Source organism: Candidatus Pelagibacter bacterium nBUS_30, assembly GCF_051201245.1.
Taxonomy (GTDB): domain Bacteria; phylum Pseudomonadota; class Alphaproteobacteria; order Pelagibacterales; family Pelagibacteraceae; genus Pelagibacter.
This window is the reverse complement of the sequence record NZ_CP172842.1, coordinates 428,589-445,245: the sequence shown is the minus strand read 5'-3', so window position 1 is coordinate 445,245 and position 16,657 is coordinate 428,589. Positions and strand designations below refer to the sequence as shown.

Below are 16,657 nucleotides of genomic sequence, written 5' to 3'. Positions count from 1 at the left end.
ATTAAAACAGGTATTTCACTAAAAAACAAACTAATAGCTATATTTTTTTAAAATTATTTACTTTTAACGGTCTTAACAATATTTCTGCTTGATATTTTTTCTTTTCAATTTCAATATATATTTTTTTATCTCGCAAATCTTCATTAGAAAGATCTGATTTTATATAACCAAATGATAGATTTTTATTATAATTAAATGAATAATTTCCAGAAGTTGTTTTGCCAATAATGTTATCATTTAAATAAATTGGCTCTTCATGAAGTAATAGTGGCTTACCAGGTTCACTATTTTTTAAGATAAACATTGCAAACCTTCTGTCCAATTTTTGATTTTTAATTTTTTGTAATATTTTTTTTCCAATAAAATCAAATGATTTTTTAAAACTTATTGCAAAATTTAAACCTGCTTGGTATTGATTTTCTTCAGGTGAAATGTCGTGTCCCCAGTGTAGAAAACCACTTTCCATTCTCATGATATCCATCGTATGAGAACCACAATGACTAAGTTTAAAATCTTTACCAGTATTTACAATCAAATCATAAATTTCTTTTCCATTATCTTTATTAATGTAAATTTCATAACCAAGCTCACCAACATAAGATAATCTTTGTACCCATACATTTATATGTCCTACTTTTAAAATTTTACCAGTTCCAAATTTAAAATTTTCATTTGATAAATTTTGATTTGTTAGTTTTGATAATAAGTTTCTACTTTTAGGTCCAAATATTCCTAAACATATTATATCATCAGTAACATCTTTTAATTCAACGTCGCCGGATAAGTGTTTTAGAATATGCGCTTTATCATGAGTCCTTACTGCAGCTGAGCTAATTATTCTAAAATGATTATTATCAATACAAACAACTGTTACATCTGTTTCAATACCCGCACCCTCATTAAGCATATGGGTATATGTGCATTTACCAATTTCATTTTTAATATTAGCAGTGCACAATCTTTGCAATTCTTCATATGCTTTATCTCCTTTAATTTCATACTTTGAAAAAGGAGAGAGTTCAAACAGACCAACATTTTCAATTACATTTTTACATTCGTATTCCACAGATGGATACCAATTTTGATAATTAAAACTATAATCGTATTCTGGTTTAGAGCCATTTAATGCAAACCACATTGGTCTTTCATATTCTCCTGATTGACCAAAACATGCACCAGCATTTTTTAATTCATTATGATATGGAAGTAATTTTTGATTTCTTGATGTTTTATGTTGTTTATACGGCCAATGCATTCCATATAAATCCCCTAAAGTTTCTGTAACCCTATTCATTATAAATTTTTTAGAAGAATGAAATGTTTGGAATCTTTTTATATCTAGTGAATATAAATCTTCATTCATATATCCATTTATCATCCACTCAGCTGTAACTCTACCTGCCCCTCCTGAGCTTGCAATTCCAATACTATTAAAACCACAACAAGTATATAAATTTTGCACTTCAGAAGTTTCACCTAATAAATATTGTGTATCTGGTGTAAATGACTCTGGTCCTGAAAAAAATTTTCTTATTCCTGCATTTTCTAACAACGGAAGTCTTTTAAATGATTTCTCTAAATAAGGTTCAAAATGATCAAAATCATCAGGAAACTCACCAAAGGAAAAATCATTAGGGACTATTCCCTTTTCTTTAAATGCATTCTTTGCACCTGGTTCAAAAATACCAACCAACATTTTTCCTGCATCTTCTTTAAGATAAAGACAGTCATTATAATCTCTTAAGACTGGAAGATCTTTTGGAAGATCTTTCATGGGCTCTGTAATTATGTAAAAATGTTCATTAGGATATAAGGGTACACTCACTCCAATATCTTCACCAATTTGCCTAGACCACATTCCAGTTGCAAGCACCACATACTCACAATCTATTTTACCCTCTTTAGTTTCAACACCAATAATTCTATTGTTTTTTAACAAGATTTTAGTCACTGGTGATTTTTCAAATATCTTGGCCCCTTCCATTTTTGCAGCTTTAGCCAACACATTAGTGACTCCAACAGGATCTGCTTGACCATCCTCAGGCATATAAACACCACCCAAAATGTCTTGATCATTAATTACAGGATATAAATCTTTAACTTTTTGTTTATCTAATACCTCAACATTTACGTCAAAAAGTTGGGCGGAAGTTGCTTGTCTTAATAACTCTTGAAGTCTTTCTTTTGAGCTTGCTACAGTTATCGCACCATTTTGTTTTAAACCAGTGGAGAGTTCAGTTTTTTTTTCAAGTTCTTTATACAGATTAAGAGAATATTTTCGAAGTTTAGTAATTGTAGCAGTTGCACCTAATTGTCCAACTAATCCTGCGGCATGCCAAGTAGTTCCTGAGGTTAATTGGTCTCTTTCAAGTAAAATTGTATCTTTCCAACCAAGTTTTGCTAAATGATAAGCAACCGAACATCCAGCAACACCTCCACCAATTACAACAACTTTTGTGCTGCTTGGTAAAGCTTTTTCCATTTAATTAGATTTTAATAGCCTCATCTGGTGAGACATAATCATGCCCAAAAACATCTGCTACCGCTTTATATGTTACATGACCTTTATGAACATTTAATCCAGCTAAAAAATTTTTATCTTCACCTAAAGCTTTTTGATATCCCTTATTAGCAAGTTTAACTAAAAAAGGTAAAGTTGCATTATTTAAAGCTAATGTTGAGGTTCTTGGAACTCCTCCTGGCATATTAGCCACACAATAATGAACAACATCATCAACAATATAAGTAGGGTCTCCATGAGTGGTTGGTTTGCTTGTCTCAACACATCCACCTTGATCAATTGCAACATCAACAATGACTGATCCACGTTTCATTAATTTAATCATGTCTTTAGTAACTAATTTAGGAGCTTCAGCACCTGGAATTAAAACACCCCCAATTAAAAGATCAGCTTCTGATACTAATTTATTTAAATCAATCTTATCACTTTGCTCTGGAATTATTTTATCTCCAAACATTTCTACGAGTTGTTTTAATCTTGCTTCAGATTTATCAACAATATGAACTTGGGCTTGCATACCAGTTGCAATAACTGCTGCATTTTCACCTACAACTCCGCCACCCAAAATAACAACTTTGCCAGGGGCAACTCCTGGTGCTCCACCTAATAGAAGCCCTCTTCCTTTCTGATTTTTCTCCAAACAATGAGCTCCTGCTTGAACTGACATTCTCCCTGCAACAGCACTCATTGGTGCAAGCAAAGGTAATCTTCCATTGTCATCTGTTACTGTTTCATAGGCAATGTTAATACTTTTAGATTTGATTAACCCTTCAGTTAATTCTTTTGCAGCCGCAAGATGAAGATAAGTGTATACAATTTGATTTTCTCTAATCATATCTACTTCAACTTTTTGAGGCTCTTTAACCTTAACTATAATTTCAGCATCATTAAAAATGTCAGCTGCATTATTAACAATTTTAGCACCCACACTTGTATACTGTTCGTTTTCAAAGCCAGCTTCAAACCCACCATTGTTTTCAACAAATACTTCGTGACCTTCAGAAATTAGAGTTTTTACACTTTCTGGAGTTAATCCAATTCTATGTTCTTGTGGTTTAATTTCTTTGGGTACACCTATCTTCATAAAACTTCTTTCTTTATTATTTGTTTAAAACTAATTAGTTTTTTTGGTTTTTTTGATAATTAGTGATACCTGTTCTCAGTTTATCAATAATTTCATCAATATGTTTTTCCTCACAAATAAATTGTGGAGCAATAATCAGACAGTCACCAGTAGCTTTAAAATTTACACCTGCTTCATAACAAGCTTTAAAACATTCGAAACCAGCTTTACCTGGTTTGGTATTTAATTTCATATCAATTCCACCCATCATTCCATAACCTCTGATGTTATCTACTGACTCTAAGTCTTTAAGAGAAAATAAACCTTTTTGGAAATAAGGGGCTAAGTTTTTTGCTCTATTAAAAATATCATCTTTTTCAAATATATCTTGAACAGCTAAGGCAGCAGCTACTGCAACAGGTATTCCTGAATAAGTGTATCCATGAAATAATTCAACAGCTCCTGTTGGCGAAGCATCCATTACAGCATCATAAATACTATCATTACATGCAACAACACCCATTGGTACCACACCATTAGTTGTGGCTTTGGCCATTGTCATAATATCAGGTGTTACACCAAACTCATGTGCACCAAATTTAGATCCAGTTCTACCCCAACCAGTGATCACTTCATCAAAAATTAAAAGAATGCCATGCTTGTCACAAATCTCTCTTAATTTTTGTAAATAACCTTTTGGTGGAACTAATGTTCCTGTCGATCCAGCAATAGGCTCAACAATACATGCAGCAATATTTTCACCACCAAAGTTTTGACAAATAGACTCCAAATCGTTTGCTAAATAATCTCCTGTTTCAGGTTGACCACTTACAAATTTATGTTCTGGTAAATGAGTATGTCTAATGTGCTGAACACCTGGCATCAAAATGCTAGCAAATGTTTTAACATTATTAACCATTCCACCTACTGAAACACATCCTATATTCATTCCATGATAACCTCTTTCACGTCCAACAAATCTGAATCTTTGTGAGTCACCTTTTGCTCTATGATAAGCAACAGCAATTTTAATTGCAGTTTCAACAGCTGTTGATCCACAAATTGTAAAAAACATTTTGTTTAAATCACCTGGAGTATGTTTTGCTATTCTTGAAGCTAACTCAAATGAACCACCAAAACCTTGTTGAAAAGGTTGTGCATAATCTAATGTATCAAGTTGTTTTGTTACTGCTTCTGTAATTTCTTTTCTTCCGTGTCCTAAAGGATTACAAAATAATCCTGAGCTTGCATCGATTTGAGTTTTGCCATGGTGTGTTTTTAAGTAAACACCCTTTGCTTCAGTTATTAATCTTGGGTTTGCTTTAAAATCTTTATTAGATGTAAACGGCATCCAATGTTCGTTTAATGAATTTGGTACTGAAGTTCTATTTTCTGAGCTCATAAAATTTCTTTCTTGATATTAAATATTTTTTGTAAGTTAAACTTACGGCCTCTTTAGACTAAAATAAATACTTAAACTAGAACATTATTGACACAACCATAGATTGTAGCAAGTGACATTTTTTTGTTTTACTTCGCTGACAAATTGAATTTAAATAAGGTTAATTTAATTAATTAAACATAGGAAAAATAATGAAAAAAATATTAAGTTTTATCCTTGGTTCAATTGTTGCTCTTAACCTTTCTATTTCAGTTGCAAATTCAGCTGCTAAAGAAGTAAGAGTTGCATTCTTTCTAGAATGGCCAACACCAAACCAAGAAGACAAAGTTAAAGGCTTGTATGAAAAAGCTTTAGGTGTTCCAGTTAAATGGACAAACTTTTCAAATGGTGGTGCAATGACTGATGCTATGTTAGCAGGAGATATTGATATTTCTTACTCACAAGGTTTAGTGCCTTTCATTAACGCTGTTAAATCTAAAGCGCCTTTAAAACTTGTAGACATTGCTATGGAATACGGAATGGGTGGAACAACTTGTGTTACATCTAATGCTTCTGGAATTACTAAAGCAAATGGTTCTGAGTTAGAAGGTAAAAAAGTTGCTGTTCCACTTGGAACAATGGCTGAATACGTTTTTGACGAAAGTATGAAAGTTGTTGGAGCTGACAGATCTAAAATGGATGTTATTCAAATGGACCCAGAAGAAGGTGCTGCTGCATTAGTAAGTGGTGACGTAGTTATGGCTTGTCTATTTGGTGGTAACTCTATCAAAGCTGCAACTGCAGTTGGATCAAGACTTTTAACAGTTCAAGAAGCTAGAGATGCTGGTATCTTAGGAATTGATATTACATCTGTAACTGACAAGTTCATGAAAGAAAATCCAGGAATGTTAAGAACTTTCATCGAAGTAACTCATGAAGCAAATGCTAGATACGCTGCTGGTAAATCAGACATGAACGTAATAGCAAAAGACGCTGAAATGAAACTTGGTGATATGAAAGAAACAATCGGTGGATTTAAATTTCTTTCACCTGCTGAAACTGAAAAGTCTATGACTTCTGGAAATCTTGCTGGTTTCTTAAAAGGAATGGATACTCCTAACGGAGCAGTGGACACAAGTTTTTTACCTCTTTAATAAGAGAGTAAAATAAATTTTAATAGGCGCCAATTAGAAATAGTTGGTGCCTATTTTTTTAAAATAATCTAATATAAAGAATTCTTATGAGTGATTTGGTTTCTCAAAATCTAAACATGATTTTCAAAACTCCTAAAGGAGAAACAGTTCACGCATTAAAAGATGTTAATTTTACTCTAAAAAAAGGAGAACTATTAACAGTTCTTGGTCCCTCTGGATGTGGGAAAACAACATTACTAAATATCACGGCTGGATTTTTAAGACCTACCTCTGGTCAAATAACATTAGGCAATAATGAGATTAATGGACCTGGTGTTGAAAGAGGAATGGTATTTCAACAAGGTGCTTTATTTGAGTGGTTGACGGTTGCTGAAAATGTAAATTTTGGATTAAGAATGAAAAATGAAGATCCAATTGAGACAGCAAAAAAAGTTGAAGAATGGTTAGAGATTGTTGGCCTTCAAGGATTTGGAAATACACCTACATACCAACTATCTGGTGGTATGCAGCAAAGAGTTGCTCTGGCAAGATGCTTAATTAATGATCCAGATTTAATTTTAATGGATGAACCTCTTGGGGCACTAGATGCACTGACTAGAGAAAAAATGCAGTCTTTAGTTCTTAAAATTTGGAAAGAAACTGGAAAAACAATTATTTTAATCACTCACTCAGTTGAAGAGGCTTTATTGCTTGGTGAAAGGTTATATGTAATGGCACCAAGACCTGGACGTATACATAAAGAGTACAATCTTCCATTTGCTTCAATGGGTTTAAAAGAAGATTTAAGAGATATTAAAAACTTGAAGGACTTTACAAGTAAGAGAGAAGAAATCCTAACCATGATTTGGAACATGGAAGAAGAAATAATGGGTAAGGATATTTAATATGTTTACTCAAATTATAACTTTTTTAATTATTGTAGCTATCATTGGCTGCATTATGTACGGCAGAAAACTTATAAGAACTGAAAAAGTAGATGCTGTTTTTGGAAACCCAGAGCGAGCAAAAGGTGGAACTCATTGGATTATTGTTGGAAGTAGTGTCATTCTATTAACTTGGCTTTATTATTCATGGGATATAGCAAAATCTTTTTACCCTCAATCAGCGAATGAACTATGTCAGGTTGGTAAAGTAAATGACTCTTTATTATCTTTGAAATACTTGTTTCCTATTGAAGAGAGAGAGTTCAAAAGTACATCTATTATTAAAGCTGAAAATAAAAATATAGTTAAGCTTAGAAATGAAATTAAGAACTCCAGTGAAATTAGCGAGCAACACAGAACAATCTTACTTGGGTTAATTGATAAGACTAAATCTACAATTCCATTATTAACTAATGAAGCTTTATTAGATACTCAAACAAAAGTTAAAATTTTTGAACTTGCAGGTAAAATTGATCAATTATCTGCCGAATTTCAGAAAAAAGATTATCCCTATGAAAGTTCAGAGCAAAGAAATAAAAGATTAATCGATGCTCAAGCTGAGGGTGGTTGGGGAGCTTCTGGTACAGCTGTAGAGAATACTGTTGAAGTTCCAACAATTCCTAAAACAGACAAAGGTCTAAAATTTGATGCAGCAGCACAAGAACTTAAGATAATTAGCGATGAATTCTTTAAATTAAGAAATCATAACTTTCAATACAAATCAGTTATGAAAAAAATTAAAGATGACGTTAAAACATTTAGAAAAGAAGCTAACGATAGTGAAGAAGTTGCTTCTACATTGGCAAAAGATATTCTTAAAATTGCAAGAAGAATTGAATATGCAAGTATATTCCCCCCTAAAACTTTAAATGATCTACAAGGGGCAATCATATCTTTTGATGAAGTTCAAAAAAAGGAACAAGGCTCTTTAAAGTATGTGGATATGCTTTTATTTCCAGCTGGTACAATTGTATCAAGTGGTCCAAATTGTTCTGAACAAGGTTCAGGAAGATGGCTACCCAAACCTTCTGATACTCTAGATAAATTTATTCTTTTATCAAAACCTAGTGTTGGTTTTAAAAATATTCCATTGCTTTGGTTTGAAATGATGGATGTTAGTAAAATAGTTGGTTTTATTCTACCTGATTGGATTGCAGATATTGTGCCTGGTAAATACCCTGTTCATAATGAAATAGGTGTAGTTGAACCAAATTTTAAAAGTAAAGTTTTAAGTGTAGTAACTGGTGAGTTTAAATTATTTAAAATTCCTGTTCCAATGGGGCATATATGGGATTCTTTTTTAAGAGTATTGTTAGGTTTGGTAATTGGAATTATCTTAGGAGTACCTCTTGGATTGTTTATGGGTCTTAATAGATTTGCCAAAGGATTTTTTGACCCATTAATTGAATTATACAGACCGGTTCCACCGCTAGCTTGGGCTCCACTTATTATATCTGTACTTGGAATTGATAACGTTGGGAAAGTATTTTTACTTTTCATGGTATCTTTTTCTATTATGATTATATCAGCTCGTGCAGGTGCGTCTGGAACTCAACTATCAAAAATTCATGCTTCTCACTCTTTGGGCGCTTCTAAATGGCAGATATTAAGATACGTAATTTTTCCAAATTCATTACCAGAAATATTAACTGGTGTAAGAGTTGCAATTGGTATGTGTTGGGGAACTTTAGTTGCAGCTGAGTTTTTAGCTGGTACAACTGGTATTGGGTTTGTTGAAAACGTTGCTAAAAAATACTTCCAATATGAAGTTATTTGGATAACAATTTTTGTTATGGGAATGCTAGGTTTATTATTTGATGTAACTTTACGAAAACTTATAGATAAATATATTCCATGGCGTGGCAAAGGTTAGCCAAAACAAATATACTCATTCATAATTAATGAAAATTATTGATTGTACCACATACTATTCTGAGGATTTAATGATGGATGTAAGATTCCATATACTAAATGAACACGTGGATAAGTTTATAGTAACGGAGTCTAAATACTCCCATAGTGGGAAATTAAAACCATTAAATTTTGATATTAACAACTTCCCTAAATTTAAAGATAAAATTGAATATTTGGTCATTGAAAATGAACCAGAAGGTATTGATGAAAATTCAAATAACTCTAGTTCAATTAAAAGAATGAATAGCTTATTAAGAATTGAGCAATCTTATAATTTTATGTTAAATGCATTAGAAGATGTTGCTGATAATGATTTAATTTGTTTAAGTGATAATGACGAGATACCTAATTTAAACTCAAAAGATTTTAAAAACGCAAAAAATGATATTTTCATTTTTAAGCAACTTTTTTTTTATTATAAATTTAACTTATTTTACGATTTAATGCCATGGTATGGAACTAAAGCTTGTAAAAAGAAAAAATTATTATCATTGTCTTGGCTAAGAAATTTAAAAAATAAAAAATATCCATGGTGGCGTTTAGATACTATTTTTTCAAAAACTAAGCACATCAATTTAAAGATTATACAAAATGGAGGTTGGCATTTTACAAATCTAAAATCAGCTGAAGAAATTTATAATAAGCTTTCAAATTTTGGACATCATAATGAATTTGATGACTCTGGTTTAACTGTAGAAAATATTCAAGAATGTATTGATAATAGAATTGTTAACTACAATCATAAAGCAGATCAGTCTGAAGATAATAAATATAATGCTAACTATAAACTTCAAGTATTAGAGGATCATAATTTACCATCTTATTTAATTAAAAATAAAGAAAAATTTAAAGATTGGTTTGATTAGTAAAAATGATTAATTGGGGCATCTTAGGTTTGGGGCGAATGGGATTAACATTTGCAAACTCAATAGAGGAAACTTCAAACTCAAAATTAATTGGGATAGCAAGTAAATCTGGAAAAAAATTTAAAAACTTTGAAAACCAAACATATGAAAATTTAATTAAAGATAAAAATATTGATGCAATATATATATCTACATTGAATAATACACACACCCATTTAATTAAAGAAATTTCCAAAGAAGGAAAAAAAATTTTATGTGAAAAACCTGCTTCAATGTCATTGAATGAATTAGTTGAAATTGAAGAAATATTATCTGAAAAAAAAATTCAATTTTATGAAGCAATTGCATACTATTCACATCCTCAAACTATTGAGTTACTTAAATTAATTGAAAATGATGAAATTGGTGAAATTAAAAATATTGAAAGTAATTTTGGATTTGAAACAAAGTTCAAACCTTCTTCAAGATTGTATGATAACTTTTTAGGAGGTGGTTCAATTTTTGACTTAGGTTGTTACCCAATAAGTTTTTTTATGTTATTAGTCAAAGACAATTCGAAAATATCAATACAGTCAAAAAACTTAAATTATGCCCCAAGTGGTGTTGATGATGATGCCACAGCAATTCTAGAATATAGTAATAAATTTACAGCTAACATTCATGTTAGTTTTAAAAAACATTTAGATAATAGTTGTACAATTCATGGAACTAAAGGATTTATCAAAATTAAAGAGCCATGGCTGCCAAATCTTAATACCGAAATAGAAGTTTCAAGCAAAAATCACTTTTTTTTAAAAACAATAAATTCAAAATTATCTGTTTATGCCAATCAAATTGAAAAGGTTTCTGAAAGTTTTATCAACCCAAATTCTAAAATAAATTTATTTAACATAGAAAATTCCTTGATTAATATGAGATTGATCAGTAATTGGATGAATAATTAAATATATTATGAAAACAATTAAATTAAAAAAATTAATAATTTCAATTTTTTTAAAACATGGTTTGTCATTAAATCATGCAAAAATATCAACTAATGCACTAATTAATGCGGAATTAGTTGGAGCGTATGGACACGGTTTATCGAGATTGAAGATGTACTGTGATCGTATTTCAAAAAAAGTAATTAACCCAAAACCAAAAATTAAAATAAAGAAAATATCTCAATCAATTTCTCACATTGATGCAAATAACAGTATTGGTTTTGTTGCAGCTGATCTTGGAATTAAAACTGCAATTAAACATGCACAAAAAACAGGTATCGGAATGGTTGCCGTTAAAAATAGTGGTCACTATGGATTGTCTGGTTACTATGCCGAACAAGCTGTTAAGAAAAATTTAATTGCAATGATATATACCAACGCTCCTCCAGCAGTTGCACCTCATGGTGCATTAAAAACTTTATTTGGTACAAACCCAGTTTGTTTTGGTACCCCTACTGGTTCTAAAATTCCTTTTATTTTGGATACATCGATTTCAATGATTAACAGAGGTAAGATTAGAGTAGCTGCAAGAAATAATCAAAAAATTCCTGAAGGTGTAGCTTTAGATAAATTTGGTAAACCAACCATCGATGCAAAAAAAGCTCTGGAAGGTGTACAGCTTCCAATAGCAGGATTTAGAGGATCTGGACTTGCTTGGATGGTTGATATTTTAAGTGGTGTACTAACAGGTGGAAATCATGCAGGTAGAGTTAAAGATCCCTTTGATGACTTTTCTGGACCACAAAATATTGGTCATTTGTTTATAACTTTTAAAGCAAATTTATTTCAAAAAAATTACAATCAAAGAATTAAAGATAATATTAAAACAATTAAGAAACTTCCTAAAATTAAAGGTGTAAAAGAAATAATGTATCCAGGACAAAATAAGTTTAATCGTTACAAACAAAATCTTAAAAAAGAAATCTCAATACCTGATATAATTAAAAAAGATTTAGAAGTTTTAATTAGCTAAAAGCGTTAGAGCGCCTAACGATAAACACACAGTTGAAAAGATTATTGTTCTTTTTAACTTATCTTTTTTCTTTTGAACTGCTAATCTTTGCTTTAGAACATCGACGTTAACTCTAGGGGTCTCTATCACAACTGATGTTCTATTTAAGCTCTCTGTACTCATTAATATCAATAGATCATGTAATGCTTAGATTAGATACATAACGTTTGTCCAAAATGGGTTGACTCTACTCTATTTGTTGTCCAAATTGGGTTTTTTAAAAATATGAAAAAATTACCCAGCATATCCAATGAAATTGATGAAGATATAATCTTTAAAATTCTTAATAAAAATTTTAGTAAGATCGCACCCTACTGGTTTGAATTATTATCTAGTTGGCTTATTCGTTCATACAATGTTTTTCAGGATATCGATAAATACATAATTTTAGTTTACTTAATAAATAAAGACTTAATATTCTATAGAAAAAATGGATTAATTGTAGATTACGATACATTTTATAATGATAAATCAATAGAAATTCCTAAAATCAATATCAGTGATATTTCAACTGATCTTAAGATACCTAAAGAAAGCATAAGACGTAAGCTTCAAGAATTAGAGAAAGAAGGAGTAATTAAAAAAAATGGAAAAAAGATTTTTTTAGATAGATCTGCCTTTATAACAGCAAAACCAAAACAAACTTTAAATGAATTAAGTGTCTTACTTAATAAGTTTAATAAAATATTATTAGACGAAAAAATAACCATTAAGATTTTCGATACAGATGAAATTACAACGTCACTTAAAAATAATTTTTCTTTTTGTTGGTATCAATTTTATAAATTAGTATTAACTCTAACCAATCGTTGGAGGATTGCTTTAGCTGATTTAGAAAGTTTGGCTATTGGGTTAGTAGTTCTTTTAAATACAGTAGGCAATAAAACTTTTAAAACAAAAGATTTAAATATGAATCATTGGACAAAGTTAGCTCAGGGAGCCGATGATGTGGGAGTTAATGCCATGTCTTTATCAGATATTACGGGTATTCCTAGACCTACAGTTGTTAGAAAGATAAAAAGATTAGTTGAAACTGATTTTTTACATATTAATGAAAAAAAACTTATTACACTGAACATAAAAGGTTCAAGGTTAAAAAAACAAATTAAGATGCAAAATCAAAATATGAAAGATTTAAGTAATATGTTGCATAGAATTTTTAACCAAATTAAGGTTATAAATTCTGATTAGATTTTCTTAAAATATAAATAAAGATAAAACCAGTTATATACATCGTAAGTGCATAAGCTGCTGTGGGTACCATATAAGCTAAATCATCAAACATTAATGTTGCAACAAACACTGCTAAAGTTCCATTTTGTAAACCACATTCTAATGCAATACATTTTTGTTGAGCTATTCCTGATGCAAATTTTTTAGCTATAAAATATCCTAACATCATCATTACTATATTTAAGATTAAAACAGCTAAACCAGCTTGAGCAAGATAATTAAGAATATTATCTTTTTCTTCAATCCAAATCGCAACAAAGACAATTATAAATAACAAGCTAGTTAATTTATTAATAATATTAATTTTAGATGAAATAAAATTTTCAGCAAATCTTCTAATAATCATTCCAATAAAAACTGGGACAGTTACAACTAATGCCATCTTCAATGCAATACCTATCAATGAAACTTCTTGTGGAACTACAGCTCCAAAAAATTCAGCTGAGTTAATGACAACAAATGGAACTGATATAATGCTAATTAAACTTACAACTGCAGTCAAAGAGATTGATAATGCTACATCTCCATCTGCAAATTTAGTTAATACATTTGAAGTAACTCCTCCTGGTGCTGCAGCAATAATCATTAAACCAACAGCTAATGGAGCTGAAAGATTTAATATTAAAGCTACACATAGGGCAACTATTGGTAAAATTACTAATTGAGAAAAAAAACCAATAAAAAAATCTTTTGGAGTTTTTAATATTCTTATAAAATCTTCACCTTTAAGACCAAGGCCTAATCCTAACATTATTAATGCTAAACAAATTGGTGCTATTTTTGTAACTATTTCCATACCTGCAGTTATTTATAACAATATTTTCTTAAAGAACAAATTTAAATCTTTCGTTAACAGGTTTGGCTTTGATAGCGCAGAAAACTAGCCACTTTCATTTATTTTATTTTTTTTTTTAAAATTAAATATTCTTTAATAAGAATAAGATTTAGTAAAATATATATTTTATATTATTAAATTAAGTGAAGCAGATCAGTTGTCCACTTTGTGTTTCATAGCATCTGTTGAAATTAATATTTGATTCCATAACTGCTTTTTTACAGCCTTCTTGATTAATAAGATTATAATCGTCAATTAATAATATTGCATTTTTTTCTAATCTAGGAAGTATAAATTTTATAGCTTCTAATTGAGGGGTATATAAATCAAAATCAAGATGTGCAAATGAGTATTTGATAGGGCTAATTTCGTTTTTTTCATTCTCATTCAAGCTATCGGGAAAATGACAACATATTAATTTTAAATTACAATTTTTATTTAATAAATCTTTATTTAATTCTTGCTCTAAAATTTTATAATCAAAATCTTTAAATCTAGTTTGTTTGGTAAATGGCACATATGAACCTTGATAATGTGGATCAAAATCAGTAACATTTTTTTTAATGTTGTCAGAATAAACTCCAAAACTATCTAAAGCAAATATTCTAGTATCGGGTTTAACAAATTTTGAAATAGTAGTTATCGTTCCACCTCTATCAACACCAAATTCAATAACATTTGTTTGTTTATCTTTAAAAAATTCATTATGTAATTTCATCATTTGATACATATTAAAATTTCTTTCTCTATCTTGAGATGATTTGTGCTTAATACTTTTCCAGTTGGCTAAAAAATCTTTAGGATATTCTATATCAGCACCTAAAAAATATTTTCTTAAAGTCCAAAAAGTATCAGATAAAAAAATTATAATTACCATCTGAATGTTCTCTGGCAGAAGTTTTCCTATAAATGATCGAATTTTTTTAAACATTTTAATTAATACTATAAATTGTCCATTTGCTAATTTTTCTAAATAATGAGTAGTTATCTAAAATATAATCATTTACAAGATTTAAATTCAATTTAGGACTGCTGTATCCATCAATTAAAAACTCATAGAGAATATAATTTGGTTTTTTAAAAGAAATATCATTGATCATTTTTTTTTGCAGATTCTCTGGTGATGAGGTGTAGATGGTATAAAATTTTGAACAAGTTGGTTTTCTTAGAAAATATGGAATTGCATTTTCATTGGTAAAAATTTGAACACATTCTTCTTGCCTCACAAGTTCTTTGTAATATGAAATCAATTCTTGATAGTCTTTTTCTAAAAAAGCTAAATCATCTTTATAAATTAATAACTTTACTGATGAAAAAAAATTAGGAATATTTGCTATTCGAATATTCTTATTAATATTAAAATTCAAAATTAAAAAAAATGTTAGTAAAATAATTGGTAGATGTTTATTTAATATATTTATTTTTTTTAAGAAAATAATGAAATAGTTAATTATAAAGTAATAAAAAGGTACGTGTATTAAAATTAATCCTGCTTTAATATGGACTGTATCAGATCTACCAAGAGCTATTTTAAAACATACACAAGAAATTATAAACAAGGATACTAATGAGAGTTTAGTATTTGTCGAAGCAAATTTTTTATCTTTGAAAAGAAAATTCACAACAAACACACCTGTCAATAAGATCATTAACAAAGCTTTTGTAGAACGAACATCTTTTGATAGAAATGGTGTGGGGTATATTAGTCCACCAATATATTCTATTGTAGATATCATACTTAATGTATTGCTAATAAATTCTAAGAATTCTTTTTCAGGTAGTAAAGTATAGCAAAATAACCAACCCAAGATGATATAAGCCCATAAATAAATTAAATAACGAAAAAATTTTTTATAAATAAGGAAAATTGAAAATATTATAATTAGAAAATTAATAAAAAAACCAACATCAATAAACCAAAACATAGATATACTAGACAACAATCCTATTCCTATAAAAGAAAGAGATTTATTATTAGAAGCATCAAAAAAATTTAATATAAATAAAGAAAAAATTAAAATAAGAAACAATCTAAAATATGAACCTGCCGTAACATCGTAGGCAAACAAATTTATTAGTAAAAAAGATAAAATTATTAAAAATAAATTTTTTTCAACTTTGGTTAGAAGACATTTCTCAATCAATGACTTTGCAATTAAGATAAATAAAATTTTATTACAAAGTGTTAAAACTAATGGAATAAATCTTGAAAAACCAATTGAATTAATATTGATAAACTTCCATAAAAAATAATTATAGAAATTTCCAAATAAGCCCCTACCAACATAAGACGATTGCCACAATTCATCTGTATATATTGCGTTTGATGAGGCGGTTAGCCAAAGACCCTCGTGAAACATGTCTATATTAGAAATAAAAATTTTAAAATCTAGACTTAAGAATTGAAATAAAACAATGATAATTAGAATTTGAGTATAAAAAAATAAATCTTTATTGTTATTATCAATTTTATTTATTTTATTATCATTTGATAAATTGATAGTAATTTTACCATAGAAAAATCTATAAAAGAAATAACCACTTAAAGGTAAAAATATAAATAATACAAACCTTAAAGAATCATTTAACGGATTATATAAATTGAGTGGGTAATCTTGTCCCTGAATAGCTATTGACGTATCGTAGGGTAATTTTACATAAGGCCAAACAAGTGTCACAAAAAAAATGAGACAAACCAGCAAAAAATATGGAAAAAAATTTCTCAGACTAAGTACTTTTTATTATATAAATTTTAAATTAAAATATTAACAT

Annotated in this window: 14 protein-coding genes; 7 read left to right on the top strand and 7 right to left on the bottom strand. The window is 29.3% G+C overall.

The window, feature by feature from the left end:
- Positions 1 to 37: 37 nt before the first annotated feature.
- The 3 genes from ACIJYE_RS02330 to ACIJYE_RS02320 are packed head-to-tail and all read right to left on the bottom strand — an operon-like array spanning position 38 to position 4,986.
- A complete protein-coding gene (locus tag ACIJYE_RS02330) occupies positions 38 to 2,482 on the bottom strand; it encodes a GcvT family protein (protein WP_435090934.1) in 2,445 nt (814 codons plus the stop codon).
- Positions 2,483 to 2,486: 4 nt separating this feature from the next.
- A complete protein-coding gene (gene ald, locus ACIJYE_RS02325; RefSeq protein WP_435090933.1) occupies positions 2,487 to 3,605 on the bottom strand; it encodes an alanine dehydrogenase in 1,119 nt (372 codons plus the stop codon).
- Between the two features lie 34 nt (positions 3,606 to 3,639).
- Complete coding sequence (locus ACIJYE_RS02320) at positions 3,640 to 4,986, bottom strand: aspartate aminotransferase family protein (protein ID WP_435090932.1); 1,347 nt, start codon at positions 4,984 to 4,986, stop codon at positions 3,640 to 3,642.
- 191 nt (positions 4,987 to 5,177) lie between these two features.
- Here ACIJYE_RS02320 and ACIJYE_RS02315 point away from each other — a divergent pair, with 191 nt between their 5' ends.
- The 6 genes from ACIJYE_RS02315 (at position 5,178) to ACIJYE_RS02290 (ending at position 11,778) form a co-directional block, all read left to right on the top strand.
- A complete protein-coding gene (locus ACIJYE_RS02315; RefSeq protein ID WP_435090930.1) occupies positions 5,178 to 6,119 on the top strand; it encodes an ABC transporter substrate-binding protein in 942 nt (313 codons plus the stop codon).
- An 86-nt stretch (positions 6,120 to 6,205) separates the two neighbouring features.
- Positions 6,206 to 7,003: an ATP-binding cassette domain-containing protein gene (locus tag ACIJYE_RS02310; RefSeq protein WP_435090928.1), complete on the top strand. Its 798-nt coding sequence runs from the start codon at positions 6,206 to 6,208 to the stop codon at positions 7,001 to 7,003.
- Between the two features lies 1 nt (position 7,004).
- Positions 7,005 to 8,915, top strand: a complete 1,911-nt coding sequence (locus tag ACIJYE_RS02305) for an ABC transporter permease (RefSeq protein ID WP_435090927.1) — start codon at positions 7,005 to 7,007, stop codon at positions 8,913 to 8,915.
- 28 nt (positions 8,916 to 8,943) lie between these two features.
- Positions 8,944 to 9,822 (top strand): hypothetical protein, encoded by an 879-nt coding sequence (locus ACIJYE_RS02300; protein ID WP_435090926.1) that lies wholly within the window; start codon positions 8,944 to 8,946, stop codon positions 9,820 to 9,822.
- A gap of 5 nt (positions 9,823 to 9,827) precedes the next feature.
- Positions 9,828 to 10,766, top strand: coding sequence for a Gfo/Idh/MocA family protein (locus ACIJYE_RS02295; RefSeq protein WP_435090924.1), 939 nt, complete (start codon positions 9,828 to 9,830; stop codon positions 10,764 to 10,766).
- A 7-nt stretch (positions 10,767 to 10,773) separates the two neighbouring features.
- Positions 10,774 to 11,778: an Ldh family oxidoreductase gene (locus tag ACIJYE_RS02290; protein WP_435090923.1), complete on the top strand. Its 1,005-nt coding sequence runs from the start codon at positions 10,774 to 10,776 to the stop codon at positions 11,776 to 11,778.
- On the opposite strand, the gene ACIJYE_RS02285 is transcribed toward ACIJYE_RS02290, so the two are convergent.
- Positions 11,767 to 11,940, bottom strand: coding sequence for a hypothetical protein (locus tag ACIJYE_RS02285; protein WP_435090922.1), 174 nt, complete (start codon positions 11,938 to 11,940; stop codon positions 11,767 to 11,769). The genes ACIJYE_RS02290 and ACIJYE_RS02285 overlap by 12 nt on opposite strands.
- A gap of 102 nt (positions 11,941 to 12,042) precedes the next feature.
- On the opposite strand from ACIJYE_RS02285, the gene ACIJYE_RS02280 reads away from it, so the two are divergent.
- Positions 12,043 to 13,008 (top strand): MarR family transcriptional regulator, encoded by a 966-nt coding sequence (locus ACIJYE_RS02280; RefSeq protein WP_435090921.1) that lies wholly within the window; start codon positions 12,043 to 12,045, stop codon positions 13,006 to 13,008.
- Here the strand turns inward: ACIJYE_RS02280 and ACIJYE_RS02275 are convergent.
- The 3 genes from ACIJYE_RS02275 to ACIJYE_RS02265 all read right to left on the bottom strand — a co-directional run bounded on the left by ACIJYE_RS02275 (position 12,992) and on the right by ACIJYE_RS02265 (position 16,563).
- Positions 12,992 to 13,846: a bile acid:sodium symporter family protein gene (locus ACIJYE_RS02275; RefSeq protein ID WP_435090919.1), complete on the bottom strand. Its 855-nt coding sequence runs from the start codon at positions 13,844 to 13,846 to the stop codon at positions 12,992 to 12,994. The two genes, ACIJYE_RS02280 and ACIJYE_RS02275, sit on opposite strands and share 17 nt — an antisense overlap.
- Positions 13,847 to 14,024: 178 nt before the next feature.
- On the bottom strand, positions 14,025 to 14,816 hold the full coding sequence (locus ACIJYE_RS02270; protein ID WP_435090918.1) for a TylF/MycF/NovP-related O-methyltransferase: 792 nt from the start codon (positions 14,814 to 14,816) through the stop codon (positions 14,025 to 14,027).
- 1 nt (position 14,817) lies between these two features.
- The gene (locus ACIJYE_RS02265) at positions 14,818 to 16,563 is read right to left on the bottom strand and encodes a hypothetical protein (RefSeq protein ID WP_435090916.1); all 1,746 of its coding nucleotides are present in this window, start codon (positions 16,561 to 16,563) and stop codon (positions 14,818 to 14,820) included.
- Positions 16,564 to 16,657: the final 94 nt, after the last annotated feature.

Excerpts from the sequence above, each read along its gene's own strand:
- ACIJYE_RS02330 (WP_435090934.1), bottom strand. The coding sequence starts at position 2,482 with ATGGAAAAAGCTTTACCAAGCAGCACAAAAGTTGTTGTAATTGGTGGA.
- ald (WP_435090933.1), bottom strand. The coding sequence starts at position 3,605 with ATGAAGATAGGTGTACCCAAAGAAATTAAACCACAAGAACATAGAATT.
- ACIJYE_RS02320 (WP_435090932.1), bottom strand. The coding sequence starts at position 4,986 with ATGAGCTCAGAAAATAGAACTTCAGTACCAAATTCATTAAACGAACAT.
- ACIJYE_RS02315 (WP_435090930.1), top strand. The coding sequence starts at position 5,178 with ATGAAAAAAATATTAAGTTTTATCCTTGGTTCAATTGTTGCTCTTAAC.
- ACIJYE_RS02310 (WP_435090928.1), top strand. The coding sequence starts at position 6,206 with ATGAGTGATTTGGTTTCTCAAAATCTAAACATGATTTTCAAAACTCCT.
- ACIJYE_RS02305 (WP_435090927.1), top strand. The coding sequence starts at position 7,005 with ATGTTTACTCAAATTATAACTTTTTTAATTATTGTAGCTATCATTGGC.
- ACIJYE_RS02300 (WP_435090926.1), top strand. The coding sequence starts at position 8,944 with ATGAAAATTATTGATTGTACCACATACTATTCTGAGGATTTAATGATG.
- ACIJYE_RS02295 (WP_435090924.1), top strand. The coding sequence starts at position 9,828 with ATGATTAATTGGGGCATCTTAGGTTTGGGGCGAATGGGATTAACATTT.
- ACIJYE_RS02290 (WP_435090923.1), top strand. The coding sequence starts at position 10,774 with ATGAAAACAATTAAATTAAAAAAATTAATAATTTCAATTTTTTTAAAA.
- ACIJYE_RS02285 (WP_435090922.1), bottom strand. The coding sequence starts at position 11,940 with ATGAGTACAGAGAGCTTAAATAGAACATCAGTTGTGATAGAGACCCCT.
- ACIJYE_RS02280 (WP_435090921.1), top strand. The coding sequence starts at position 12,043 with ATGAAAAAATTACCCAGCATATCCAATGAAATTGATGAAGATATAATC.
- ACIJYE_RS02275 (WP_435090919.1), bottom strand. The coding sequence starts at position 13,846 with ATGGAAATAGTTACAAAAATAGCACCAATTTGTTTAGCATTAATAATG.
- ACIJYE_RS02270 (WP_435090918.1), bottom strand. The coding sequence starts at position 14,816 with ATGTTTAAAAAAATTCGATCATTTATAGGAAAACTTCTGCCAGAGAAC.